The sequence below is a fragment of the Geodermatophilus sp. TF02-6 genome (assembly GCF_003319115.1).
Lineage (GTDB): Bacteria > Actinomycetota > Actinomycetes > Mycobacteriales > Geodermatophilaceae > Geodermatophilus.
The window spans coordinates 136,391-160,291 of sequence record NZ_QOHF01000008.1 but is presented as its reverse complement, the minus strand read 5'-3'; the positions used below and the strand labels follow the sequence as shown (position 1 = coordinate 160,291).

Annotated in this window: 19 protein-coding genes; 10 read left to right on the top strand and 9 right to left on the bottom strand. The window is 71.8% G+C overall.

Translation table 11 applies throughout. The features are described 5' to 3' along the window. Positions 1–24: 24 nt before the first annotated feature. Genes DQ238_RS09730 through DQ238_RS09720 form a run of 3 tightly spaced genes read left to right on the top strand, consistent with a single transcriptional unit; the run spans position 25 to position 3,535 of the window. Entirely contained in the window at positions 25–888 is an 864-nt protein-coding gene (locus tag DQ238_RS09730; protein ID WP_113781079.1) for a branched-chain amino acid ABC transporter permease, read from the top strand. After that, on the top strand, positions 888–2,786 hold the full coding sequence (locus DQ238_RS09725) for an ATP-binding cassette domain-containing protein (RefSeq protein WP_113781078.1): 1,899 nt from the start codon (positions 888–890) through the stop codon (positions 2,784–2,786). Before DQ238_RS09730 ends, DQ238_RS09725 begins: the two co-directional genes overlap by 1 nt. Continuing rightward, positions 2,783–3,535 (top strand): ABC transporter ATP-binding protein, encoded by a 753-nt coding sequence (locus DQ238_RS09720; protein WP_199506234.1) that lies wholly within the window; start codon positions 2,783–2,785, stop codon positions 3,533–3,535. The genes DQ238_RS09725 and DQ238_RS09720 overlap by 4 nt, the downstream gene beginning before the upstream one ends. Before the next feature lie 100 nt (positions 3,536–3,635). Here DQ238_RS09720 and DQ238_RS09715 read toward each other — a convergent pair whose 3' ends face one another. Next, entirely contained in the window at positions 3,636–5,279 is a 1,644-nt protein-coding gene (locus DQ238_RS09715; protein WP_113781077.1) for an NAD(P)/FAD-dependent oxidoreductase, read from the bottom strand. A 235-nt stretch (positions 5,280–5,514) separates the two neighbouring features. On the opposite strand from DQ238_RS09715, the gene DQ238_RS09710 reads away from it, so the two are divergent. Both DQ238_RS09710 and DQ238_RS09705 read left to right on the top strand, forming a co-directional pair. Then, positions 5,515–6,738, top strand: coding sequence for a cytochrome P450 (locus DQ238_RS09710; protein WP_147263040.1), 1,224 nt, complete (start codon positions 5,515–5,517; stop codon positions 6,736–6,738). A 128-nt stretch (positions 6,739–6,866) separates the two neighbouring features. Next, positions 6,867–7,835, top strand: coding sequence for an alpha/beta hydrolase (locus DQ238_RS09705; RefSeq protein WP_199506233.1), 969 nt, complete (start codon positions 6,867–6,869; stop codon positions 7,833–7,835). A gap of 36 nt (positions 7,836–7,871) precedes the next feature. Here the strand turns inward: DQ238_RS09705 and DQ238_RS09700 are convergent, their stop codons facing one another. The 5 genes from DQ238_RS09700 to DQ238_RS09680 all read right to left on the bottom strand — a co-directional run bounded on the left by DQ238_RS09700 (position 7,872) and on the right by DQ238_RS09680 (position 13,750). Continuing rightward, positions 7,872–9,014, bottom strand: coding sequence for a thiolase family protein (locus tag DQ238_RS09700; protein WP_113781075.1), 1,143 nt, complete (start codon positions 9,012–9,014; stop codon positions 7,872–7,874). Positions 9,015–9,108: 94 nt separating this feature from the next. Next, positions 9,109–10,032, bottom strand: coding sequence for a fumarylacetoacetate hydrolase family protein (locus tag DQ238_RS09695; RefSeq protein WP_199506232.1), 924 nt, complete (start codon positions 10,030–10,032; stop codon positions 9,109–9,111). A gap of 1 nt (position 10,033) precedes the next feature. After that, positions 10,034–10,972 carry an MBL fold metallo-hydrolase gene (locus DQ238_RS09690; protein ID WP_113781074.1) on the bottom strand — a complete coding sequence of 313 codons (939 nt, stop codon included), beginning with the start codon at positions 10,970–10,972 and terminating at the stop codon, positions 10,034–10,036. A 10-nt stretch (positions 10,973–10,982) separates the two neighbouring features. Beyond that, positions 10,983–12,545 carry an AMP-binding protein gene (locus tag DQ238_RS09685; protein ID WP_199506231.1) on the bottom strand — a complete coding sequence of 521 codons (1,563 nt, stop codon included), beginning with the start codon at positions 12,543–12,545 and terminating at the stop codon, positions 10,983–10,985. Positions 12,546–12,571: 26 nt separating this feature from the next. After that, positions 12,572–13,750, bottom strand: coding sequence for an acyl-CoA dehydrogenase family protein (locus DQ238_RS09680; RefSeq protein ID WP_113781073.1), 1,179 nt, complete (start codon positions 13,748–13,750; stop codon positions 12,572–12,574). 145 nt (positions 13,751–13,895) lie between these two features. Between DQ238_RS09680 and DQ238_RS09675 the strand changes: the two genes are divergently transcribed. Continuing rightward, entirely contained in the window at positions 13,896–14,684 is a 789-nt protein-coding gene (locus tag DQ238_RS09675; RefSeq protein ID WP_233495852.1) for a crotonase/enoyl-CoA hydratase family protein, read from the top strand. Positions 14,685–15,016: 332 nt separating this feature from the next. Here DQ238_RS09675 and DQ238_RS09670 read toward each other — a convergent pair whose 3' ends face one another. The 3 genes from DQ238_RS09670 to DQ238_RS09660 all read right to left on the bottom strand — a co-directional run bounded on the left by DQ238_RS09670 (position 15,017) and on the right by DQ238_RS09660 (position 16,518). Beyond that, on the bottom strand, positions 15,017–15,304 hold the full coding sequence (locus tag DQ238_RS09670) for a type II toxin-antitoxin system RelE/ParE family toxin (RefSeq protein ID WP_113781071.1): 288 nt from the start codon (positions 15,302–15,304) through the stop codon (positions 15,017–15,019). Beyond that, on the bottom strand, positions 15,301–15,585 hold the full coding sequence (locus DQ238_RS09665; RefSeq protein WP_113781113.1) for a type II toxin-antitoxin system Phd/YefM family antitoxin: 285 nt from the start codon (positions 15,583–15,585) through the stop codon (positions 15,301–15,303). The genes DQ238_RS09670 and DQ238_RS09665 overlap by 4 nt, the downstream gene beginning before the upstream one ends. Before the next feature lie 123 nt (positions 15,586–15,708). Next, complete coding sequence (locus DQ238_RS09660) at positions 15,709–16,518, bottom strand: transposase family protein (protein ID WP_158550749.1); 810 nt, start codon at positions 16,516–16,518, stop codon at positions 15,709–15,711. 463 nt (positions 16,519–16,981) lie between these two features. Between DQ238_RS09660 and DQ238_RS09655 the strand changes: the two genes are divergently transcribed. The 4 genes from DQ238_RS09655 to DQ238_RS09640 all read left to right on the top strand — a co-directional run bounded on the left by DQ238_RS09655 (position 16,982) and on the right by DQ238_RS09640 (position 23,886). Beyond that, a complete protein-coding gene (locus tag DQ238_RS09655; RefSeq protein ID WP_113781069.1) occupies positions 16,982–17,533 on the top strand; it encodes a hypothetical protein in 552 nt (183 codons plus the stop codon). Continuing rightward, positions 17,521–19,062 carry a hypothetical protein gene (locus tag DQ238_RS09650; protein WP_113781068.1) on the top strand — a complete coding sequence of 514 codons (1,542 nt, stop codon included), beginning with the start codon at positions 17,521–17,523 and terminating at the stop codon, positions 19,060–19,062. Before DQ238_RS09655 ends, DQ238_RS09650 begins: the two co-directional genes overlap by 13 nt. 123 nt (positions 19,063–19,185) lie before the next feature. Further along, on the top strand, positions 19,186–19,587 hold the full coding sequence (locus DQ238_RS09645) for a hypothetical protein (protein ID WP_113781067.1): 402 nt from the start codon (positions 19,186–19,188) through the stop codon (positions 19,585–19,587). Positions 19,588–19,647: 60 nt separating this feature from the next. Continuing rightward, positions 19,648–23,886: a hypothetical protein gene (locus DQ238_RS09640; RefSeq protein ID WP_113781066.1), complete on the top strand. Its 4,239-nt coding sequence runs from the start codon at positions 19,648–19,650 to the stop codon at positions 23,884–23,886. The last annotated feature ends 15 nt before the right edge of the window (positions 23,887–23,901 follow it).

Below are 23,901 nucleotides of genomic sequence, written 5' to 3'. Positions count from 1 at the left end.
CCCTCGAGAGGCGGGGAGCGGGCCGTGACCTATCTCCAGGTGGTGCTCAACGGCATCCTGCTGGGTGGCTTCTACCTGCTGATGGCACAGGGACTGAACCTGGTCTTCGGTGTGATGGGGATCGTCAACCTGGCGCACGGCGCGTTCATCGTGCTGGGCGGCCTGGGCGTGTGGAGCCTCCACGGTGCGGGGGTCAACCCGTTCCTGGGGCTCCTGGTCGTCACGGTCGCGGGCGCGGCGCTGGGCGCCGTGGTCCAGTGGGCGGTCATCGAGCGGATCCGCGGGACGGCGAAGCAGCACGAGCTGCTGACCCTGATGGCGACGTTCGGGCTGTCCTACATCCTCATCAACGTCGGGCAGCAGGTGTGGGGGTCGGACTTCCGCACGATCCCCTACCTGCAGTCCGCGGTGACCGTCGGCCCGTTCCGCTTCTCGCTCTCGCTGCTGGTGGGGGTCGCGCTCGCCGCGGCCATCACCCTGGGTCTCGCCGCCTGGCTGACCCGGACCCGGTCCGGCAAGAGCCTGCGTGCCCAGGCGCAGAACCCGCTGGGGGCCGGGGCCTGCGGGATCAACCCCCGCAGGCTCCGGCTCGTCGGGTTCAGCGTCGGGGCGGCGGTCGCCGCGGCCGCAGGCATGCTCCTCGTGCTGACCCAGCCGATCGCCCCGCAGGCGGCCACGAGTTTCACCATCGTGGCGTTCGTGGTCATCGCCCTGGGCGGCCTCGGCAACTACAAGGGCGCCGCCCTCGGTGCCGTGCTGGTCGGGGTCGTGCAGACGGTGGCCGGCTACCAGCTCGGCGCGGTCATCCAGGCCGCCGCGCCGTACCTGATGCTCATCCTGGTGATGCTCTTCCGGCCCGAGGGGCTCCTCTCGAGGAAGGTCTCCTGATGGCGCACGACCCGGTACCCGGGCCCGAGGCCGAGCCGGCCGGCGGTTCCCTCGTGGCGTCCCTCATGGGGCGTGGCCGCACGGCGCGGTCGGCGGGGTCCACCGGCGGGCGGCTCCCCTCGACCCGCAGTGACGTCGTCCAGGTGCTGGTACTGGTCGCAGTGGTCGGGGCCTTCCTGGCGTGGGGCCTGCTGGGCACCCCGGCCAGAAACCAGCTGGCCATCGACGTGGCCATGTTCGTGGCGCTGGCCTACGCCTGGAACATCATCAGCGGTTTCACCGGCTACGTCTCCTTCGGCCAGGTCGTCTTCTTCGGCATCGGTGGGTTCGTCACCGCCGAGCTGATCATCCACCTGCAGGTCCCGTGGTTCCTGGCCACCGTCCTTGGTGGCCTGGCCGGCGCACTGCTCGCCGTCCCGATCGGCTGGGTCATGCTGCGGCTGCAGGGGATCTACTTTGCGCTCGGCATGTTCGGGCTGGCCTTCGTGGTGTCCCTGCTGCTCTCGCAGTGGGAGTTCACCGGCGGCTCGACCGGGCTGGTGGTACCCGGGGTCATCGCGCAGCAGGAGGTGCTCCTCGGCGTCACCGGGGTCGCGGTGCTGGCGTTCCTGATGAACGCCTTCCTGGCCCGTTCGCCGTTCGGCCTGCGGGCGATGGCGGTGCGCGACGACGAGCAGGTCGCCGAGGCGATGGGCGTGCCGACCACCCGCACCAAGGTCCTCGCCTTCACGCTCAGCGCGGTGTTCCCGGCGCTGGTCGGCGGGATGGTCGCCTACAACCGTGCGTACATCGACACCTCGACGATGTTCAACCCGGCGATCGACCTGCAGGTGATCGTGCTGGTCCTAGCCGGGGGCATCGGCACCCTGTGGGGGCCGCTCATCGGCGCCGTCCTGCTCACGCTGGTCAGCCACGAGCTGGCCACCGCCCTGCCGGACCACCAGCTGGCCCTCTTCGGCGCGCTGGTCATCCTGGTGACGATCTTCCTCCCCGGGGGCCTGGTGTCGCTGGCCAACCGGTTCGGCTGGCTGCGCCGGGAGATCGTGCGCGGGCCGGCCGAGCTGCCGCCCGAGGACGAGCTCGAACGGGCGCTGGCCGCGGCCCACGCCCCCCGGGACGCGGACCGCCCGGCCGGCGAGGAGCTGCTCGTCGCCAGTGGCGTCGGGGTCACCTTCGGCGGCGTACAGGCCCTGCGCGACGTGGACTTCACGGTCCGCCGGGGTGAGACGGTGTTCATCATCGGCGCCAACGGCGCTGGCAAGACGACCCTGTTCAACGCGATCACCGGCATGGTCCGGACCTCGGCGGGCACGATCAGCTTCGACGGCCTCCCCGTGCAGGGGGTGCGCGCGCACGTGCTCGCGCGCCGCGGCCTGGCCCGCACCTTCCAGATCCCGCGGCCGTTCGGCTCCATGACGGTGTGGGAGAACGTCTACCTCGCAGCGCTCGGCGGGCGGCACCGCCGGCAGGCCCACGCCCAGGCGGCCTGGGTCGTCCAGGTGCTGGGCCTGCAGGACATCCGGTTCGCCGCGTCCGACACCCTCGCCGTGGGGCACCGCCGGATGGTCGAGCTGGCGCGGGCGCTCGCGCTGGGCCCGTCGCTCATCCTGCTCGACGAGGTGATGGCCGGGATGTCGGACGACGAGCTCGAGCGCGTCCGGGAGGCCATCCGGCGCATGCCGTCCTTCGGGGTCGACGCGGTCGCCGGGATCGAGCACGTCATCAAGGCGATCGTGGACCTGGCCGACGAGATCGTCGTCATGGACAGAGGAAGCAGGATCATCTCCGGCGAACCGAACGAGATCCTCCGGCACCCCGAGGTCATCCGGGCCTACCTCGGCTCCGGTCCGGGGCTGGGCGCCGGCACGACCGCCACCGCCACGGACGGCAACCCGTGACGCCGGGACGCCCAGGTCCGCGAGGCGACGACGGCAACGCGCCCGCCCTCGAGGTCACCGACCTGCACGCCGGCTACGGGGCGCTGCGGGTGCTGCACGGCGTCACGATGACCGTCCGGCGCAACGAGGTGGTCGGCGTCCTCGGGGCCAACGGTGCCGGCAAGACCACGCTGCTCCGGGCGATCGCGGGCGTCGTGCGTCCGCAGTCGGGTGCCGTCGTGCTCCACGGCCGGACCGTCACCGGACTGCCCGACCACGCGATGACCCGCGCCGGGGTGGGACACGTGCCCAGCGGCCGCGAGCTGTTCCCGCAGATGAGCGTCGAGGACAACCTCGCGATGGGGGCCATCGCGGTGGACGCCGTCCGGGCCGCGGAGCTGCGGACACGGGTCCTGGACCTGTTCCCCGCCCTCGGGCGGATGCTGGAGCGCCGCGCGGGGGCGCTGTCCGGGGGCGAGCAGCAGATGCTGGCCTTTGGGCGGGCGCTCATGACCGACCCGACGCTGCTGCTCCTCGACGAGCCGTCGACCGGGCTGGCCCCGGCCATCGTGGCCGCCCTGTTCGACGCCCTGCGGCAGCTCATCGCCGAGGGCGGCATGAGCGTGATCCTCGTGGAGCAGAACGCCGGCCTGGCCCTGCAGGTGGTTGAGCGCGCGTTCGTCCTCCGGCAGGGCCGCATCGTCCTGTCCGGGCCGGCGGCCGAGCTGGGCGACGACGCCGACCTCGTCGCCGCCTACCTCGGCGCCTGACGCGCCGCGGCAGGCGGAACGCCACAGGGGCGGGTGCGGATCACGGTCCGCACCCGCCCATTCGGCGTCGTGCCCGGCGGCTCGGGGCCGCCGGTGCGGCTCAGGGCCGGCGGTGCAGGCCGCGGTACCCGTCCTTGGCCACCTCGTCGCACTCGCGGCGGTAACGGCGCAGCCCGCCGGCGTACGGCATGAACACGCGGGGCTTGCCGGGGATCTCGGCGCCCAGGTAGTAGGACGCCGCCTCCATGTACAGCGTGTTCGCGGCGGTGTCGTTGACGCGCTGCACCCACTCGACCTCGGCGTCGGCGTCCGCCTCGATGGTGGGTACGCCCTCGGCCATCGAGCGGACCAGCAGGTCGGCCACGAAGGCGACGTGCTGCTCGATCGACACCATCACGTTGCCGAGGAGCGAGGGGCTGCCCGGTCCGGCGACGATGAACATGTTGGGGAACCCCGAGGTCATGAGCCCGAGGTAGGTGAGCGGGCCGGCGCTCCAGTGGTCGCGCAGGGTCCGGCCGTCCCGGCCCCGGATCTCCGGCCGGAGGAGGGCGCCGGTCATGGCGTCGAAGCCGGTGGCGAAGATGAGGACGTCCAGTTCGTACTCGGCCGTCATCGTGTGCAGGCTGGTCTCCGTGACCTTCGCCAGGGGCGACGCCGAGATGTCCACCAGCGTGACGTTGGGGCGGTTGAAGGTCTCGTAGAACCCCGTGTCCACGCACGGGCGCTTGGCGCCGTACGGGTAGCTGCGCGGGGTCAGCAGCTCCCGCACCTCCGGGTCCTCGACGCGCTCGGCGATCTTCGACCGGATGAAGTCGGCCGCGGTGTCGTTGGCCTCCCGGTTGGTCAGCAGGTCGGCGTAGGCCAGCAGGAAGCCGAACCCGGCCGACTCCCAGTACTCCTCGTAGTGCGCCTGGCGCTCCGCGTCGTCGACGTCGAGCGCCGATTGCCGGGTGACGGGCACCGACAGGCCCGTGGGGGAGTTGCGCAGCATCTCGCGGCGCTCCGGCAGCTGCGCGCGGATCGCCGCCCGGTCCGAGTCGGTCAGCACCTGGTGCTGCGCCGGCACGCTGAAGGTGGGCGTGCGCTGGAAGACGTAGAGGTGCTCGACCAGCGGGGCGATCGTCGGGATGACCTGGATGCCGGAGGAGCCCGTGCCGATGATGCCGACGCGCTTCTCCTGGAGGTCCACCGGCCCGGCCGGCCAGTCGGCCGTGTGCAGGACCTGCCCGCGGAAGCTCTCCAGGCCGTCGATCTCGGGGCGCTTGGTCGCTGACAGGCAGCCGGTCGCCATCACCAGGTAGCGGCCGCGGGCGGTCACACCGTTCCCGCACCGCACGTCCCAGTGCCCGGTCCCCTCGTCCCAGACGGCCTCGGTCACCCGGGACCCGAGGGAGATGTCGCGGCGCAGGTCGAACTTGTCGGCGACGTGGTGGACGTACCGCAGGATCTCCGGCTGCGTCGCGTAGCGCTCGCTCCAGTCCCACTCCTCGTCGAGCTCGCTGGAGAAGCTGTAGCAGTAGTCGGTGCTGTCGACGTCGCAGCGGGCACCCGGGTACCGGTTCCAGTACCAGACGCCGCCGACGTCGTCGCCGGCCTCGAGCACGCGGACCGACATGCCCCGTTCGTCGCGCAGCTCGCGCAGCATGGCAAGGCCGGCGAAGCCCGCGCCGACGACGACCACGTCGACGTCGAAGTCGGGCGCTGAGGCGGAGCTGGTGTCGATGGGGCGGGCGGGGACGGTCATGTCGCTCCTGTCGTCGCCGGGTCGTGCCGGATCGACGGTAGGTGTCTCACCTTCCTCTGTCAACGTTGGTGTTGACAAAATGGTGCGTTCGCCGTGGGTCGGCGTCCGCCAGGTGCACGGCACCGTCGCCCCGCCGTGCCGCCGACGCCGTCAACACTACTATTGACGCGGCTGTCGAGGCGCCCCTAGGGTCGCGTCACTGTTATCTGGATCACAGTCCTAGGAGGCCGTTGTGGTGGCTGATCCCTCGATCGAGAGCCGGGTCTGCCCGCATGCGGAGTGGCACGACCGGTTCGACATGACCGCTCCGGCCTTCGGCGACGACTTCGACGAGATCGCGGTCGACCTCGTCGAGCACTGCCCGGTGGCCCGGACGGTCGACGGCGAGTACGTGGTGAGCCGCTACGCCGACGTGAAGCGCGTGCTCCTGGAGTCGGATCTGTTCTCCAGCGGCACCGGCATCCGGGGCAAGAACTACTTCCCGAAGTCCGAGGAGATGTTGCGGCCGAACGAGATGGACCAGCCCGAGCACGCCTGGCTGCGCCATTCCTGGGACCGCTTCTTCACGAAGGAGGCCATCGCCGTCCACGAGTCGGAGATCCGCAGGATCATCGACGGCCTCATCGACACCTTCCTGGCCGACGGCGAGGTCGACCTCGTCGCCCAGTTCGCCGACCCGCTGTCCTGCCGGTCCTTCTGCCAGGCCGTGGCGAACATGCCGGTGGAGGACATGCCCTTCCTCCAGAGGGCCTTCCAAGCCGCGCTGACCGCCGGCTCCATGCAGGAGCGGACGGAGAACTGGATAGCCACGCACCAGTACGTCAGTCGGTTCCTCGAGCAGCGCAGGAGCGAGCCCCGGCGCGACGACATCGTGGACGCCATCCTGCACTTCGAGTACCCGGACGGGCGGCCGTTCTCGATGGGGGAACGGGCGTCGGCCCTCATGCAGGTGACCGCTGCCGGGCTGGTCACCACCGGGGCGGTCGTCACCGGCGCCGTCTACCACCTCGCCTCGCACCCCGAGGACCGGGACCGCCTGGTGTCCGACCGCTCCCTGATCCCGCGGGCGATCGAGGAGTTCCTGCGCATCTTCGTCCCGGCCCCCATGGTCGGCCGGCGACTGACCGGTGACACGGAGCTCGCCGGCGTGCGCATGACCAAGGGCGACTTCGTCTGGTACAACCTCGGCGGCGCCAACCGCGACCCGGCGGTCATCGACCGACCGGAGGTCGTCGACCTCTACCGCGAGTCGAACAGGCACCTGACGTTCGCGACCGGCCGGCACCGCTGCCTCGGGCCCGAGTTCGCCCGGATGAACATCCGTGTGGCGCTCGAGCAGTTCCTCGATCGGGTGCCCGACTTCCAGATCCAGCCGGGGTTCCAGCCGCACTTCGAGGCCGGGATGACGCGGCGGATGACGTCCCTTCCCCTCACCTTCGACGCACCCGGGTCGCGCTGACCCGCGCACGTCGATCGCGCGGCGCTCTGGGGCCGGTCCCGGAGCGGGCCGGCTCCGGCGTGCTGTGGTCGTCCGGGACAGGTGAGCGATCGCGGTGGCCGGGTCCTCGGTCGGTCGGAGGAGGTGGCGTGGACGAGACCGTGGCAGGGATGACGTGGCCCGGACAGCTCCATCCGGAGGCGCGGGCACTGCTGGCGCAGTTCGACGCAGCGGGCGTCCAGCCCTACGACCGGCTCAGCGTGCTGGAGGCGAGGGCGGTGGTGGCCGGCTCCACCCGCCTCCAGGGTCCGCGCATCGAGCTCCCCTCCGTCCGCGACCTGCTCGTCCCCGGCCGCTCCGGCCGGCTCCCGGTGCGGGTCTACCGCCCCGAGCCAGGGCAGGAGCTGCCCCTGGTCGTGTACTTCCACGGCGGGGGCTTCGTCACCGGCAGCGTCGCCGTGGCCGACCGGCCGTGCCGGCTCCTCGCCCGTTCCGCTCGGTGCGTCGTCGCGTCGGTGGAGTACCGGCTGGCGCCGGAGAGCCCGTTCCCCGCCCCGCTCGAGGACGCGCTGGACTCCGTGCGGTGGCTGGCCGGCCACGCCGCCGAGCTCGGTGCCGATCCGGGCCGGCTGGTGGTCGCCGGTGACAGCGCGGGCGGGAACCTGGCGGCCGCCGCCGTCCAGCAGCTCGTCGCCGGGGGCGGACCCCCGATCGCCCACCAGCTGCTGCTCTACCCGACGCTCGCCCCGACCCGGGGCAGTGCCTCGGCGTCGCTCGTCGAGAACGGCGAGGGGTACCTGCTGACGCGAGGGTCGCTGGACTGGTTCTGGGACCACTACCTGGCCGACCCCGCCGACGCGTCCGATCCGCGGGCGGCGCCGCTGCTGGCCACCGAGCTGGGGGGCCTGCCGGCCGCGACGATCGTCGTGCCGGAGTTCGATCCGCTCCGGGACGAGGGCGAGGCCTACGGCGACCGGCTGCGAGCGGCCGGGGTCGAGGTCGAGGTGGTCCGGGTCCACGGCGCCGTGCACGGCTTCTGGTGGATGGCCGGCGTCCTGGCGCAGGCCGGTGAGTTGACCGAGCGTCTCGGGGCCCGGCTGCGGGACCTGCTGGGCTGAGCGGGGCGGGGGTGCGCGCACCCCCGCCCCGCTCGCTCACAGCAGCTCGAGGATGGTGGCGTTGGCCTGGCCGCCGCCCTCGCACATCGACTGCAGCCCGTAGCGGATCTGCTCGTCGCGCATGTGGTGGACCATCGTCGTCATGATCCGGGCGCCGCTGCCGCCCAGGGGGTGTCCGAGGGCGATCGCGCCGCCGAGCGGGTTGACGGCCTTGTCGTCCGCGCCGATGTCGTGCAGCCAGGCGAGCGGCACGGAGGCGAACGCCTCGTTGATCTCGAAGACGCCGATCTCGTCCAGCCGGAGGCCGCTGCGGTCGAGCACCTTGCGGGTCGCCGGGATGGGCGCGGTGAGCATCTTGATCGGGTCGTCGCCGGCCAGCGCCACGCTGTGGACGCGGGCGATCGGCGTCAGGCCGAGCTCCCGCGCCTTCTCGCTCGTGGTCATGAGCAGCGCCGCCGAGCCGTCGGAGATCTGGCTGGCGTTGCCGGCGCTGATCACGCCGTCGGGCTTGAACGGCGTCTTCAGGCCGGCGAGGGCCTCGACCGTGCCGCCCCGGCGGACGCCCTCGTCGACCTGCACGACGGTGCCGTCGGGGGTGGTCACGGGCGCGATCTGGGCGGTGAAGCGACCCTCGTCCTGGGCGGTGGCGGCGCGCTCGTGCGAGCGCAGCGCGAACTCGTCCAGCTGCGTGCGGGACAGGCCCCACGCCTCGGCGATCAGCTCGGCGCCGATGCCCTGGTTCGGGAAGACGCCGTAGCGGTCCAGGAAGCGCTCGCCGAGCGGGCTCTGGTCGGCCAGCGAAAGGCCCATCGGCACCCGGCTCATCGACTCGACCCCGCCGGCCACGACGACGTCGTAGTGCCCGGCCACCAGGCCTGCGGCGGCGAAGTGCACCGCCTGCTGGGAGGAGCCGCACTGGCGGTCGACGGTGGTCCCGGGCACGCTCTCCGGCCAGCCCGCGGCCAGGACGGCGTTGCGGGCGATGTCGTAGGTCTGCTCGCCGACCTGCGACACGCACCCCCAGACGACGTCGTCCACGTGCACCGGGTCCAGGCCGGCGCGCGCGACCAGCGACTCGAGGACATGGGCGGACAGGTCGGTCGGGTGGATGCCCGACAGGCCGCCGTTGCGCTTGCCGACCGGCGTGCGCACCGCCTCCACGATGATTGCGTCGCGCATCTGGCGACTCCTCTCGGTTCGGGAGTCCGGCTGCCGCCGGGGGAGCTCCGTCAACACTGCAGTTGACAATGGCATGGTGCGCCGCGGGGCGGCTTCAGCGCAAGGGGCGGACCGGAGCGGCCGGCGCGATGACGGCCTCGATCGCCCCGAGCAGGTCCACCTCGAGCCGCACCCGGTCGCCCGGCCGGAGGTACGGGCGCGCGTCGGCGCCGTGGACGGCGGACAGCTCGAGGATGCACCCGGTGCCCACGGTGCCGGTGCCCAAGACGTCGCCGGCCCGGAGCTCGGTCCCGCGCGAGGCGTAGGCCAGCAGCTGGCCGACCGACCAGTACAGGTCCGAGAGCCGCCCACTGCTCCAGAGCTCGCCGTTGACGAGGGCGCGCATGCCGAGGTCGGGGGCGGTGGCCCCGCCGTGGCCGGCGAGCTCGTCGGGGGTGACCAGGTACGGGCCGAGGCTCGTGGCGCCGTCCTTGCCCTTGGCCGGGCCCAGCCCCAGGGCCATCTCGCGAGCCTGCAGGTCCCGGGCGCTCCAGTCGCAGAAGATCGTGTAGCCGGCGACGTGCTCCTCGGCCGTGGCGGGGTCGAGGTCCCGGCCGGGGGTGCCCACGACGATGCCGACCTCGAGCTCGTAGTCGAAGGCCGTCGAGCCGGGGGAGACGGGCACCTCGTCCGCCGGGCCGCACACCGCCGCGGGGTTCGTGAAGTAGAAGACCGGGAGCTCGTACCAGTCGGGGTGCATCTCCCGGCCGAGCGCGGCGCTCGCCGTGACCACGTGCTGCTCGAACGCCATGAAGTCCCGGATCGACGGGGGCTCGGGGATCGGAGCGCGCAGTAGCACGGTTCCCTCGGCCAGGACCTCGACCGGGGCCCGCAGCGCGCGCTCGGCGGCGTCGGCCAGCCGGTCGGGGGCCAGCAGATCGGCGAGCCGGCGGTCGGGCAGGCCGTGCAGAGCGCCGTCCACGACCAGCGCAACGTGGTCGGCGCCGTCGCGCGGTGAGAGGTAGGTGGCGAACCGCACGTCAGGCCCGGCAGGTCAGGGGCCGGCCGCCGTTGTAGGCGACCATGTCCGTGAGGGCCGCGTCGACGTCGATGCGGGCGCCGCGCGCCGCTCCGTCGAGCTCGGCGTAGGCGCGGTGCAGGTTGCCGACGAGGCGCTCGGCGTCGCTCCAGTCCGCGTAGGGACCGAGGTCGGTGCCGCGTGCGGCCTCCAGGGGCGGGACGCCGGCGGCGTGGGCGTCCCGTGCGACGCCGTCCAGCCAGCGCAGGTAGCCGAGCACGTCGTCGACCACGCCCGGTCCGGAGACGGGGCCGTGCCCGGGGACGATCGTCTCGGCGCCCAGTGGGGCGACCACCTGTTCCAGCACCTCGATCGCGCCGGCGAGCGACCCCATGACCAGGAACGGTGTACCGCCCGCGAAGAGCAGGTCGCCGGCGAAGAGCGTGCGGCGCTCGGGGATCCAGACGACCGAGTCGTTGGTGGTGTGCGCCGGCGTGCCGACGTGCCGGACCTCGCAGCGCAGGTCGTCCACCCAAAGCGTGACGCCGTCGGTGTACGTCAGGAACGGCGGTGCCAGCCGGACCTCCCCGAAGTCGAAAGGTGTCCAGAACTCCTGCGTGGCCATGACGCCGGACGCCAGGACGCCGGTCCGCGTGTCCTCGTGCCCGACGACGGTGGCGTCCTCGAACAACCAGTTGCCATGGGTGTGGTCGCCGTGGTGGTGCGTGTTGATCAGCGTCCGTACCGGCCGTGGCGTCACGTCGCGGATGGCGTCGAGATACGCGCGGGTGCGCCGCTCCGTCGCGCAACTGTCGACGCTGGTCGCGCCCTGACTGCCGACGAGGAGGCCGGTGTTGTTGATCCACCAGGTGCCGTCCGGCTGGACGTAGGCGTAGACGCCGTCGCTCACCTCCTGCAGGGACGCCGGGGGGAGGGCGGGGTCGAGGGTCGTCGCGCTCATCAGCCAGTCCTCACGTCGGTCCTGCGGTCCCGTCGACGTCCTGCCGACCGCCCCGTGCCGAGCCGCGGTGCCGAGCGCGGAGCTCACCCTTGAGGATCTTGCCGGAGGCGTTGCGCGGCAGCGTGCCGACGAAGTCGACCGAGGTGGGGCACTTGTAGTGCGCCAGGGTCTGCCGCGCGAACGCGATGAGCTCCTCGCCGGTGGCCGACGCCCCCTCCTCCAGGACGACCACTGCCCGCACGGTCTCGCCCCACGTCGCGTGCGGAACACCGATCACGGCAACCTCCGACACCGCGGGGTGGCGGGAGAGCACGCGGTCGACCTCTGCCGGGTACACGTTCTCGCCGCCTGAGATGATCATGTCCTTGTACCGGTCGTGGATGACGACGTAGCCGTCGCTGTCCTGGGACGCCGCGTCCCCGGTCCGCAGCCAGCTGTCGTCCGTCAGCACTGAGGCGGTCTCCCCGGGGCGCCTCCAGTACGCGGTCATGGTGGCCGACGAGCGGACCCACAGCTCGCCCACGTCCCCCGGAGGGGTCGGCCGGCCGGACGCCGGGTCGAACAGGGCCACCTCGGCCCACGGGACCGGCCGGCCGCACGACCGCAGCAGGCCGGCGCGGGGCCCGCCGGGGTCGTGGTCCTCCGGCGGGAGCGAGGTGACCGTCCCGCCCGCCTCGGTCAGCCCGTAGGCGTGCTGGAACTCGCAGCGGAGGGTCGCCATCGCGCGGAGGAGCACCGTTTCGCTGATGGGCGCCGCGCCGTAGACGACCCGGCGGAGGCCGGACAGGTCGATCTGCTCGACCTCCGGGACGGCCAGCAACGACTGGATGACCGTGGGGACGAAGAAGGCGTGGGTCACCCGGTGCCGCTCGATGGTCCGGAGCACCTCGACCGGCCGCGGCTGGGCCATGAGGACCGCGTGCCCGCCCTGGAGGAGCGGCCCCACCAGGTGGGCCAGCCCGCCGACGTGGAACAGCGGCATCGCGACCAGCATCGTGTCGCCGGCCCCGAAGTCGTACACCTCGCCGGCCAGTCGGCGCGCGTGGCCGACGGCCTCGTGGGTGAGCACCACGCCCTTCGGCCGCCCCGTGGTCCCGGACGTGTACAGAAGGGCGGCGACGTCGGACGGACGGCTCCCCGGCACGTCGCCCGGGGCGTCGGTCGCCGCCACCCAGGAACGGTAGGACGGGCCGAGCAGCACGACCGGGACGGCGCAGTCCTCGACCAGCGGCGTGAACTCGGCTGCGGTGCACACGAGGACCGGCTCGGCATCCTGGAGGATGTCGGCGATCTCGGGGCGGGACAGCCGCCAGTTCAGGGTGACGGCAACGGCTCCCGCGCGGGCGCAGGCCAGCAGCAGCTCGACGTACTCGAGCCCGGTCTGCGCGAGGACGGCGACCCGGTCACCCGGCCGAACCCCGGCCCCGACCAGCGCGAGGGCCGCCGCGCTGCCGGCCCGGTCGAGCTCGGCGAAGGTGACCGTGGTGCCGTCGTGGGTCACCGCCGGGGCATCGGGGCGCAGGACCGCCTGCGCCCCGATGCCCCCGCCGAGGGTGGTGACCGTCGTGCTCACGGTCGTCGCGCTCACCGTGGCCGCGCTCAGTAGCTCTTCGGCAGGCCCAGGCTGTGCTGGGCCACGTAGTTGAGGATCATCTCCCGGCTCACGGGAGCGGTCTTGTGCAGACGGGCGATGAACCAGAGGTCGGCGAGCCCGTACTCGTTGGAGAGCCCGTTCCCGCCGTGCACCTGGATGGCCCGGTCGAGTGCGACGAGGGAGGCGTCCGCCGCTGCGAACTTCGCCATGTTGGCGGCCTCGGCGGCGTCCTGGCCGGCGTCGTACAGCTCCGCGGCGCGGGCGGTCATCAGCCGGGCCATCTGCACCTGCACGTAGGCCTCGGCCAGCGGATGGGCCACCCCCTGGTGGGCACCGATCGGCGTCTTCCCGACGACGCGGTCCTGTGCGTACCGGGCAGCCTGGTCGAGGGCGAACCGGGCGATCCCGTTGTTGAGCGCGGCGGCGGCCACCCGCTCCGGGTTGAGGCCGACGAAGACCTGGCGCAGGCCCTCGCCGCTGCGTCCGACCAGCGACTCGGGGCCCAGCCGGACGTCCTCGAAGAACACGGTGAACTGCTTCTCCGGTACCTGGAGGGCAGCGTCGATCCGCTGCGTCACGATGCCCGGTGTCGACGTCGGGACGACGAACAGCGACAGCGGGTGGCGGCCGTCGCTCCCGGTGTCGGAGTTGCGGGCGACCACGAGCACGGCGTCGGCCTCGTCGATGGCCGACGTCCAGTACTTGGTCCCGCTGAGCGCCCAGCCGTCGCCGTCGGGGCGCGCGGTCGTCGAGACGTTGTGCGTGTTCGACCCGGCGTCGGGCTCGGTGATCGCGAACGACATCTTCCGGCTGCCGTCGGCGAGTGCCGGCAGCCACTCGTGCTTCATCTCCGCGGAACCGAACCGCTCGATCATGGGGGCGCAGATGGAGTTGATGACCAGCGAGAGCATCGGGCAGCCCTGTGCCGCGACCTCCTCGACGACGACGTTGAGATCACCCAACCCGCCGCCTCCGCCGCCGAACTCCTCGGGGATGTGGACGCCGAGGAAGCCCGCGTCGCCGAGCGCCGCCCAGAGCTCGGCCTGCTTCTCGTCGGTGCGGACCTTCCCCTGGAAGTAGGGCCGGCCGAAGTCGCTCACCAGCGCGGCGACGCTCTTCCGGAGGTCGCTGTGGTGATCGGCCCGGTCGACGAGCAGCGTGGCGTCCAGCGAGGTGCGGGCCATGGGACTCCTCGGTGCAGCGACGGGTGCTCCGGACCGTATCGACGACCTCGCAGTGGCGTCAACCAAGGTGTTGACTGCGCGGGGTGGCCCTCGGCTACGGTCCTCCCCACGACTTTCCGGACGGCCCGAGGAACCTGGAGGAACTGTGTCCACGCCCTCCGCGGACGGCTGCGTCCTCACCGCCGTCGACGGCCCGGTCCTGACGATCACCCTGAACCGGCCGCACGTGCGCAACGCGATCGACGCGGCGCTCTCCCGGGCGGCTGCCGCGGCGTTCCGGGACTTCGACGACGACCCGGGCCTGTCGATCGCCGTCCTGACCGGCGCCGGTGGCCACTTCTGCGCGGGGATGGATCTCAAGGCGTTCAGCCGCGGAGAGGCGGTCGGGGCCGAGGGCGGCGGCCTCCTCGGGCTGACGCGGCAGCCGACCCGCAAGCCGGTGATCGCGGCCGTCGAGGGATATGCGCTCGCCGGTGGGTTCGAGGTGGCACTGGCCTGCGACATGGTGGTGGCCGCTGAGGGTGCCCGCTTCGGGATCCCCGAGGTGAGCCGGGGTCTGATGGCGGGATCCGGCGGGCTGGTCGCCCTGGCCACGCACCTGCCGCGGGCGGTGGCCGCCGAGATCGCCTTCACCGGCCGGCAGCTGTCCGCTCAAGAGGCCGCGCGATGGGGGTTGGTCAACGCCGTGGTCGCCGACGGCGGCGCCGTGGCACGGGCCCGGGAACTGGCGGCGGAGATCGCCGCCAACTCGCCGAGCGCGGTGGCCGCCAGCAAGTCGGTGCTGCTCGCCGCACTGCCGATGCCGGGCGACGCGCTCTGGTCACACCAGGACGCCCTGCTGGAGCAGGTCCTCGCCTCGGCCGACGCGCGCGAGGGGGCGCTGGCCTTCGTGGAGAAGAGAGCACCCGTCTGGGCGCCGCTGACAGCGCCCTGACCACGCCCTCCGCCGGTGCAGCGGTGCCCGACCTGTCCGATACCTCACGCCCCGGCACGGGCACATGTGCCGCAGTCGCCCTTGGGGATGAGGTGTGATGCCCCGTGATCTCGGAGACGTCCAGGTGGGTGGGAGCTCGCGTGGGGGCGCCCTCGCCATCTCGTGACCACCATTGGACGCCGTTCGGGTCGGTTCGTCAGGGTTCGCCGTGGTTCCGCATGCCGGTTGACCGGGATGGATGCACTGTGGTGGACGTCCGTGAAACCGCGGCCGACGGCTGGGGGTCAAGCGGTCGCGGGTGCTGTTCTGCGCAGCAACTCTGCGACAGGTGGTCAACGGCCGGAGCGATACGCATCTCGGCGGTGGGCGACATCGACGACGGTCACCGTGTGGATGTCGTCGTCGATGCGGTAGATGACCCGGTAGGTGCCGCGGCGCGCGCTGTGCCGGTCCTCCAGTGGAGGACGGAGCTGCTTGCCGACCCGGTGCGGGTTGCCCAGCAGTGGGCCGGTGATGAACTCGTACGCGGCCGCGGCGACCGCCTCCGGCAGGTTGTCGGTGAGCTGGCGGCGGGCGGTCGGCGTGATCGCCAGGTCGTAGGGCGCTGCCTGCTCGGTCACGTACCGGAGCCGAGGCGGCGGCGCATGGCCGCGTCCAGCTCCTCGCGCGTCTCGACCTCGCCGCGGGCCAGCTCGGCATCCGAGGCGTGCAGCCGCCGCATCGTGTCGGCCTCGGCCAGGATCTCGATCGTCTCCTCCAGCGACTCGAGGTCCTCCGTGGCCACCAGGACGGCCGAGGGCTTGCCGTGCACCGTCACGTAGACCCGCTCGTGCTGGCGACTGACCCGGGCCACCAGGGCAGACAGGTGCGCCTTGGCGTCCGCCAGCGACAGCGTCGTCATGGTCACGAGTATGACCAGATCGCCTTGCATTGTCCAGGTGAGCCCATCACGAGCCCCCGAGGCGAGAGGCCGTCCGATCATCGGCGCGCAGGCGGCGCTCAATGAGCCTGTCCGAGAATTGGTTCAGGGCCAGTCCGGTCGGCGGTGGCCGTAGGTCTGCAGCCCGACCAGGACGGCGCTGGTGATGGCGTGAATCTTGACCAGCGGCGTGATCCGGGTGCGATCCATGATCCGCCAGGACTTCAGCAGCGCGTGCGGGCGTTCGTTCTCCGCCCGTGCTCGGGTGATCTCGCGGTCGCCGGGCTGGGGCGTCTTGTGGTTGCCGGCCCGACAGATCACGTGCAGATCGGCGCGGGCGGAGCGGAAGCCGGCGTCGGTGACGATCGCCACCTCGGAGGCCAGCACGGCGCCGATGAAGCTCGAATGGCGCGCCTGGTCGGCCTCGGGCACCGAGCCGGGCCAGCCGCCGTGCACGGCCAGCAGGTCACCGTGTTCGGTGGTCAACGTCTCGGTGTTGGTCGCGTGACAGCGATGCTTGGCGTCCCACATCGGCTTCTGCGCCGCCCAGCTGGCACCGGGCCGGGGGCAGCGGGTGGCGGTGCCATCGAGCAGCACCAGCTCTCCGTGTTCGGCCATCTCCGCACACCACTGCTGGAGGTCTTCCTCGCGCAGCAGAGTTCCGTCGGCCTGGCAGATGCCCAGCTCGGCGATCATGGCCACGATCGGGCCGAAGGCGTCGTGCAGGGTCGAGCGCGGCAGGTGGGCCGCCGCAGCGGCGGCGCGGAAACTGGTGCTTTGGCGCAGGTAGACCAGCGTGCCGGCGAGCAGATCGACGAACGACGCGCGTCGGCGTCCCCGCCGGCGCTGTGGGTGCTCACCGCGCCAGCGCGGACCCAACACCGCGATCAGGTACCACAACAGGTCGATCGACACGTTGAGCGTGCAAGATAGGTCCCGGAGCCCGGGGAGGAGCTCTGTAGGCATACACACGCACTGCCCGGGCTCCCCCCCAGCCGCACCCAGCCAAATTTTCGGACAGGCTCAATGGTCGGTCAGGCGGCTGCCGTGTGGTGCCACCATGGTGGCCCAACAATGGTGTTCATGGTCGTCCGCTGGAGTCCGCCGACGACGATGTCCCCTCCTGACCTGCGTAGATGAACTCTGGCGCACCGCCCCGGACCCCCCTCAGCCGCCCTGGCAGTGTGGGGGGTCCGGGGTTCGAGTCCCCTCAGCTCCACTGGGGCCGACCGCGTGCGAAACGCACGTGGTCGGCGCTACGGATGACCAGCACATAGTAGGGCCGGGCTCAGACGAGCCCGGCCCTACTGCGTGATGGAGCTGCCGTTCTCACTCCGTCGAAGGAGCCCCTGATGGTGCGGCGAGCGTCGACGAGTTCGTGCGGCAGGAGCGGATCCGCTTCGAACTCGGCCTGGAGCACTTGGCCTTGGCCGTCGCTGAGGACGACCTCGACCAGATGACGACGGCCATGCGCGCCGCGAGCAGCATGTGGGGCGGCCGCCGGTTCCCCCTGCTGATGGTCGAGAAGAGCGGAGACGCCACCGACGCCGCAGGCGGGCTGCAGCTCCTGGACGTCCTGGACGTCACGACCGTCATCGACTTCACCGGGAAGCTCACCGCGGCCGGCTCCGTTCGATCACACGAGGGTCGGCCAGTCCGTGTGGAAGCCGCCCGTCCGCTCGAGGACGCCCGGCAGTGGGCGCCGTCCGCCCTGGTCAGTCACACGCTGGCGGAACTCGACGGCCGGATGTTCATCGAGGCCGGCGCGGAGAACGCCTTCCAGGTCGCGGCCGTCGGCCGTCTGGCGACCCGCGAGGAACTCGACAGCTGGGCGAAGTTCGGTGCCGAGCTTCGCTCCGTCACGGACGCCAACTTCTTCGAGGCCCAGGTCGGGGCAGCAGCGTCATCGACGACACCGTGCATGGGCTGACCACCCTGTACGCGGAAGCGCCGTTCGCGAAGTCCCTGGTTCTGCTGTACGTGGTGGGCGCTGAGGCGACCTTCGAGGACCTGCTGTGGTTCTGGAACGCCCGGGCCATGCGCCCCGGAGAGGAGGGCGCCTCGCTGCTCCTCGGCTACGACCAGGTGCTGCCGAACCGAGACGCCCTGGTGGAGTTGGTCCGGCAGACCGCCCGCGGCACGCCGTCCTTGTCCGTGGTCAGCGCCTCGTTGCCGCGCGCGGACCTGGAGACTCTGCTCAAGTCGGTGATCGGCATCTCCCCTCACGAGGGCACGGAGTGGAAGGAAGGCCTGTTCCGCACGCAGGCGGTGGAGCCGACAGCCGTCATCAACGGCGACCCCCGGCAGTTCTGGAGCGGCGCAAGGCATGTTGGGGCCGCAACCGACCAGACGACGGCTCTCTACCGACCGCGGACCACGGTGACGTTCCTGGGACCGCTGTCCTTCGCGCCCGCGTTCACCGGCCAGCGGGTAGACCTGCGGTTGCGCTCGAAGCTCTTCGACGTCCCTCGACGACCCGCCGTCGCCGAGCTCTTCGATGCGAGGGCCACGTGGACGGGTGATGCCCTACGGCTGCGATCTTGGCTGCAACGCCGCTACGAGCTTCCCCTCGCCGTGCCCTCACCGGAGCAGGTGCTGAAGGCGGCCGTCGCCCTGCCCTACGAGCCCTCAGACAAGGCCCGGCAGCTGCGGGCCGTGCTCGCACGGGAAGCCGGCCAGCTGGAGCTCTACCGGGACCCGGTGGTCGTGTCGGTCATAGACGCCCTCACGCCCGACGACACCCGCAGGGTCAAGCGCGAACTGCAGAAGCTCGATGCGCCCGACCGCGAGTCCGTGCTCGCGATGCTCGCCACGCTCCGCCCGCCCCAGCCGCGGACCCTCCATGACCTGGCGTCCAACCTGCCGCCGCCGGCGTCGGCGGTGCCAGCATCGCGCGTTGCAGCGGCTCTGGCGGAACTGGTGGACCGGGGTCATGTCCAGAGGGGGTTGCGCGCGGACTGCACCCTCTGCGACGCCCACGACCTCCGGCAGCTCGACGACGCCGCGGCCCAGGTGACCTGCCGAGCGTGCGGCGCCCAGGCCGTGTACGACGTCGGATATCATGGGGAACCCCGGCTGTACTACCTGCTCGCCCCGGTGATGCGTCTGATCAGCAGGAATGGGGGTCTCCCCGTGCTCGCGGCCGCTGCCGTTCTTCAGTCGGAAGGGCTTCACCTCGTAGCCGGAGCGCAGTTCGTCGGTCCCGACGAGGAGTTCGAGGTGGACCTCCTGGGCTGGGGCGGCACGAAGGTCTACGCCGGCGAGGTGAAGAAGCAGCCTGCGGGCTTCACCGACGTCGAAAGCGACGTCCGCAACAGCGTCCGCTTCGGCGCAGACGTGCACGTCGCGGCGACGTTCGGCACCGTCGACGAAGCGCTGCGCGCCCGGCTCGAACAGGTGTGCGCGGCGGAGAACGTCGAGCTTCGAGTCCTCGACGCCGAGACGCTGTTGACCCCCTGATCCGCGCCAAACCGTTGCGTCCCCGGTGGGGGATCGGTAGAGCGGCGGCGGACGACCTGAACGAGGACCGGGCGTCGCGTAGGAAGATCATGCGGAGTCCCATCCCGTCGTCGAAGGACGCCAGTGCAGCTCCCGCTTCCGAGGATCGACTTCGATCGCATCCGTGAGCACGAGGGCAGTCAGCACCGGGCGTGGGAAGAACTCACGTATCTCCTCGTGCCGGACATCGAGCGCCTGCCCGTCCACGCTCAGCTGGAGAGGCGCGCTGCTCCCGACGGCGGCATCGAGTTCTCGTGTCCGGCGCCGACTGGCCGGGGTGACGGCCTCTGGGCGTGGCAGGCGAAGTACCTCGACGAGCTCGACGACTCCGCTCTCCAGCAGATGCGCCGGAGCTTCTTCGACGCCCTGGAGAACACCCCCACCCTCACCCGGTACGCCTACATCCTGCCGATCGACCGGAGTGCCGCGGTCATACCGGGCCGAATCAGCGCCCTGGAAAAGTGGAACCGCGCCGCGGAGCGGTGACGCAACGAGGCCGAGAACCGTGGCCGTACGATCGAGATCGTCTACCTCGGGCACAGCGACGTGCTGGCGGCGTTGCAGCTCGACCGACATGCGGGTGCCGTCCGCTACTTCTTCGACGAGACCCTGTTCACGGTCGACTTCTTCCGCCATCAGGTCGAGCGGGAGATCGCCAACCTGGGTGAGCGGTACGACCCCGAGGTCCACGTCGACGTGGACCTCGGCGACTACCTGGAGGCGGTGGCCCGAACGCCGGCGTTCGCCGCCCGAGTCGCCGAGGCCGTCGAGGAGGCCGCGACGGCGGCCCGCCGGCTGGTCGACGCAGGCGCTGCCCCAGACGAACGCGAGAATGGCGTCGACCGGGCAACAGCGACGGCCACCGCGCTCGCGCAGACGCTGCGGGCTGGCTCCCCGCGGCTGACCGAGCCTGACGACACCGTCGTGGCTGATCTGGTCGCCGCTCTCGACGACGTGTCACGCGCACTCGACGAGATCGACACGACCACCGAGACGGAGCTCAACGCTCTCCCGGTGACTCCTGCGCGGCCCCCTGCCGCCCGCAAGGGACGGGGGATCCGACCGACGGCCCGCGCCGACGACCCGGAGGCCGGCACCCGACGGCGCCTCTACGAACTCCGGGCACGCCTTGCCCGCGCTCAGGACGCCGTCGTCCACGCGCGGACTCTGCTGACCTCCGACGCGGCGCGGGCCGCGGCGGAGGCGGCGTTGCTCTTCACCGGTCCCGCGGGCTGCGGCAAGAGCCACTTGGTCGCCGACGGCGCCCGCCGACGCGTGGACCGCGGACATCCCACCCTGCTGTTGCTGGGTCAGCACCTGGTAGGCGGGAACGTCTGGCCCCAGCTGCTCGGCCAGCTCGACCTCGCCCTCAGCGGACGCGACCTGCTCGCCACGCTGAGTGTCGCCGCGCGGGTGCGTGGAGAGGGCCGCGCGCTGCTGATCGTCGACGCGATCAACGAGGGCGCCGGCGCGGACCTGTGGCGGGACCAGCTGGCTGGGTTCCTCGCCGACTGCGCCGCCTACCCGTGGGTGGCGGTCGTGCTCACGGTCCGCGACACCTACCGCCGCGAAGTCCTACCTCCCGCGGAGTTGCGGGTCACCGAGGTGATCCACCGGGGACTGGCCGGCCACGAGGAGGAGGCGCTGCACCGGTACGCCGCTCACTACGGACTGCGCCTGCCGGACTTCCCACCCATGCTGCCTGAGCTGACCAACCCGCTGTTCCTCCGGAGCCTGTGCCGGTCGGTCCGCGCCCGCGGGCACGACGCCATCCCGCGGGAGGCGGTCAGCCTCAGCTGGGTCTTCGACGGGTTGCTCACGGCGGCCAACGCGGCGGTGTCCCGGCCCCAGCGACTCGACCGGGAAGTCAGCGATCACATCGTGCAGCGCGCGGTCACCGCGCTCGCCGAGGCACTTCTCGACGCAGACGACGAGCACCTGCCCTACGAAACGGCTCGGGACCTCTGCCAGACCATCCACCCCGAGCCCCGGGCCAGCCGCTCGCTGCTCAACGCGATGGTCGCCGAGGGCCTCCTGCTGCGGGAGCGAGTCAGCCACGGGGCTCAGGCTGAGCCGTCCGATCGGATCCGCGTCACCTACCAGCGCATGGCCGACCACGTCCGAGCCGAAACGCTGCTCGCGCGGCATCCCGAAAACGTCGATCTGCGCTCCGCCGTTCTGGACCTCTGCGCGGACGGCGTCCCGTGGCGCCGCCGAGGGCTGTTGGAGGCCCTCGTGTTGCTCACCGGGGAGCGACGCGACGTCGAACTGGCGGTGTTGCTGGAGCTGGACCCATCCCACGATGCGGCAACGGATGACCAGCGACTGCTGTCCAACCTCCTTGCCGACGCCTTCTTCGCCACCCTCGTGTGGCGCGACCCGGCCACGCTCGACGACGCCGCGCTCGAGCTGCTGCAGGGATACCTCGACGCCCGCGCCATCGACGCCACCCAATGGCTGGCCCTGTTGCTGACGGTCGCGTGCGTCCCCGGCCATCCGCTCAACGTGCACCGGCTCGACCGGGCGCTGCGCGGCATGCGCCTGGCCGAGCGCGACTTGCTGTGGTCCCGCGACGTCCTGTTCATCGCTGACGAGGAGGGCAACCCCGTCTCCCGCACGATCGACTGGGCGTGGTCGTGCCCCTCGACGGTCGGCGCTGACGTCGTGGAGCTCACCGCGACCTTGCTCTTCTGGCTGCTGACCAGCCCCAACAGGCGCATCAGGGACACTGCAACGAAGGCCCTGCTGCACCTGACCAGCGATCACCCGATGGCGCTGACCCGGCTGATCCGCGGCCTCGACGGCGTAGACGCCCCGTACGTCGTCGAGCGGGTGATCGCCGTCGCCTGCGGCCACGCCGTGCGCCACGCCCACGACCGGCTCGACACCGAGGCGCGGGGCGGACTCCTCGAGCTCGGGCGTGCGGTCTTCGACATCGTCTTCGGCACGGCAGTGCCGACCCACCTGCTGACGCGGCACTACGCCCGGACCGCCGTCGAGGTCATCGACGCGACGCTGCGCGGCCACGGTGAAACCCTTGACCGGGACCTGACGGCGGCGCGGCCTCCGTACTCCAGCCCATGGCCGCTCGTCGCTCCGTTACACCGTGCACTGGCCACCGCGTACGAGCGCCGGCCCAGCCGGTACCTGACCGCGGTGAGCGAGTTCGGCATGGACTTCGAGGAGAAGACGATCCGCCACCTGGTGGACGACTTCGTCCTGCCGGGCCAGGGGCGGTTGCAGGCCGCGCGCCGCGCCGGGCTGACCCGTCGCCGCAACCGCACGTTCGAGCAGCTCAACCCCGGGCTGCGGCAGCACGCGGATCTGGCGCGCCGGGTCGACGCGTTGCTGGGCGAGGCCGACGCCAGGCGGCAGATCCGCGGCTGGCAGGAGCTCATCCCGCTGGCCCCCAAGGAGCTGCGACCCCAGCTGGAGGACCTGGAGCGCCTGGCGCGGCAGGCAGCCGGCGCCCGGGACAAGCCGGTGCGGCCCGATGCCGACCTCGTCGGCCGCTGGATCGCTCGCCGTGTGCTGGAGCTGGGCTGGAACCGGCAGGAGTTCGGCACGATCGACCGAAACCTCGCCGAGGTCGGCAGCAGGCGTGCCGCAGAGGTCGAGCGGTACGCCGAGAAGTACGCGTGGATCGCCTTCTTCGAGGTCGCCGGTCACCTCGCCGACCACTGCACGGTGCAGCAGTTCTGGTCTGACACCCCCGTTGCGTACGACGGCCCCTGGCAGCTCGGCTATGTCGAGGATCTGGACCCCACCAGCACGTTGCGGGGGGACCAGCCGCCGGACGACAGTGCGGCCGGTCGCCTGCGCGCGCAGCAACTCAGCACGGTCCGGCGCGCGGCCTGGTGGCTTGCCGGAGACCACCACGAACTCCACGTGGGGGGAGCGGACGAGGACTGGCTCCGCGACACCACCGACATGCCGGACCCCATGTCGCTGGCGTCGGTCACCGACGGCCATGGCGATGCCTGGACTGTCCTCGAGTTCGCGACCACCTGGCGGGTACCGATGCAGCCGGGGGCGCCGGGGTCCTCGTGGCAGCAGGACCGCAGGCAGTTGCCCGTCCACTTGAAGTCGATGTTGGTGCCTGCGTCCCAGGTAGACCTCGTGCTGGGCTGGGCGGCGCGGCAGCGCTGGGACACCGTCCGGGAACCGGAGTCGGTTCATCCGCACGCGCCCTTCCTGAAGGGCTACCCCGACATCGAGCGGTGGCCGCGCCTGCTGCAGCAGGTCTTCGACGAGTACCGGACCCCGGGCGGGTGGACGACGCTGGACGTCGGCGGGTCAACGGTCGAGGTCGCGCCAGCCACGGTGTCCTGCGCCAACCGGGCGGACAAGGACTTCTCCAACCGGGACTACGGAGCCGTGCTCTTGCCGGCGCCACAACTGTGCACGGCGCTGCGGGCCGGATGGTGCGCGGCGCCCGGTCCAGACGCGGATCGACTGCGCCTCGGCGCCTACGAGGCCGAGCACGCATGGTGCGCCGATGGGCAGGTCGTGACCTTCGCCTCCGATACGCCCAGCTGTCGAGGCACGGCGGGCATCTTCATCCGGCGGGGCGCGCTGCATGCCGCGCTGGCCGCGATGGACGCCGCGCTGGTGACAACCATCTACGCCGAGAAGATCTTCTTGCGCGGGCACGACCCAAGCCATGACCGCGGAGAACTGCACGCCGTCATTGCGCACACGGCGATGGGGCCACGGGTGTTCTCCGTTGCCCATGTGGCCCAGGTATGGCGCGGCAACGAACGGGTCGAGGAGCCGATCGGGTAGAACCGGCGCGGTCAC

Coding starts and splice junctions, on each gene's coding strand:
- DQ238_RS09680 (WP_113781073.1), bottom strand. CDS start 13,750: ATGGCCCGCACCTCGCTGGACGCCACGCTGCTCGTCGACCGGGCCGAT.
- DQ238_RS09690 (WP_113781074.1), bottom strand. CDS start 10,972: ATGAGCGCGACGACCCTCGACCCCGCCCTCCCCCCGGCGTCCCTGCAG.
- DQ238_RS09665 (WP_113781113.1), bottom strand. CDS start 15,585: ATGACGACGCTGTCGCTGGCGGACGCCAAGGCGCACCTGTCTGCCCTG.
- DQ238_RS09715 (WP_113781077.1), bottom strand. CDS start 5,279: ATGACCGTCCCCGCCCGCCCCATCGACACCAGCTCCGCCTCAGCGCCC.
- DQ238_RS09725 (WP_113781078.1), top strand. CDS start 888: ATGGCGCACGACCCGGTACCCGGGCCCGAGGCCGAGCCGGCCGGCGGT.
- DQ238_RS09700 (WP_113781075.1), bottom strand. CDS start 9,014: ATGCGCGACGCAATCATCGTGGAGGCGGTGCGCACGCCGGTCGGCAAG.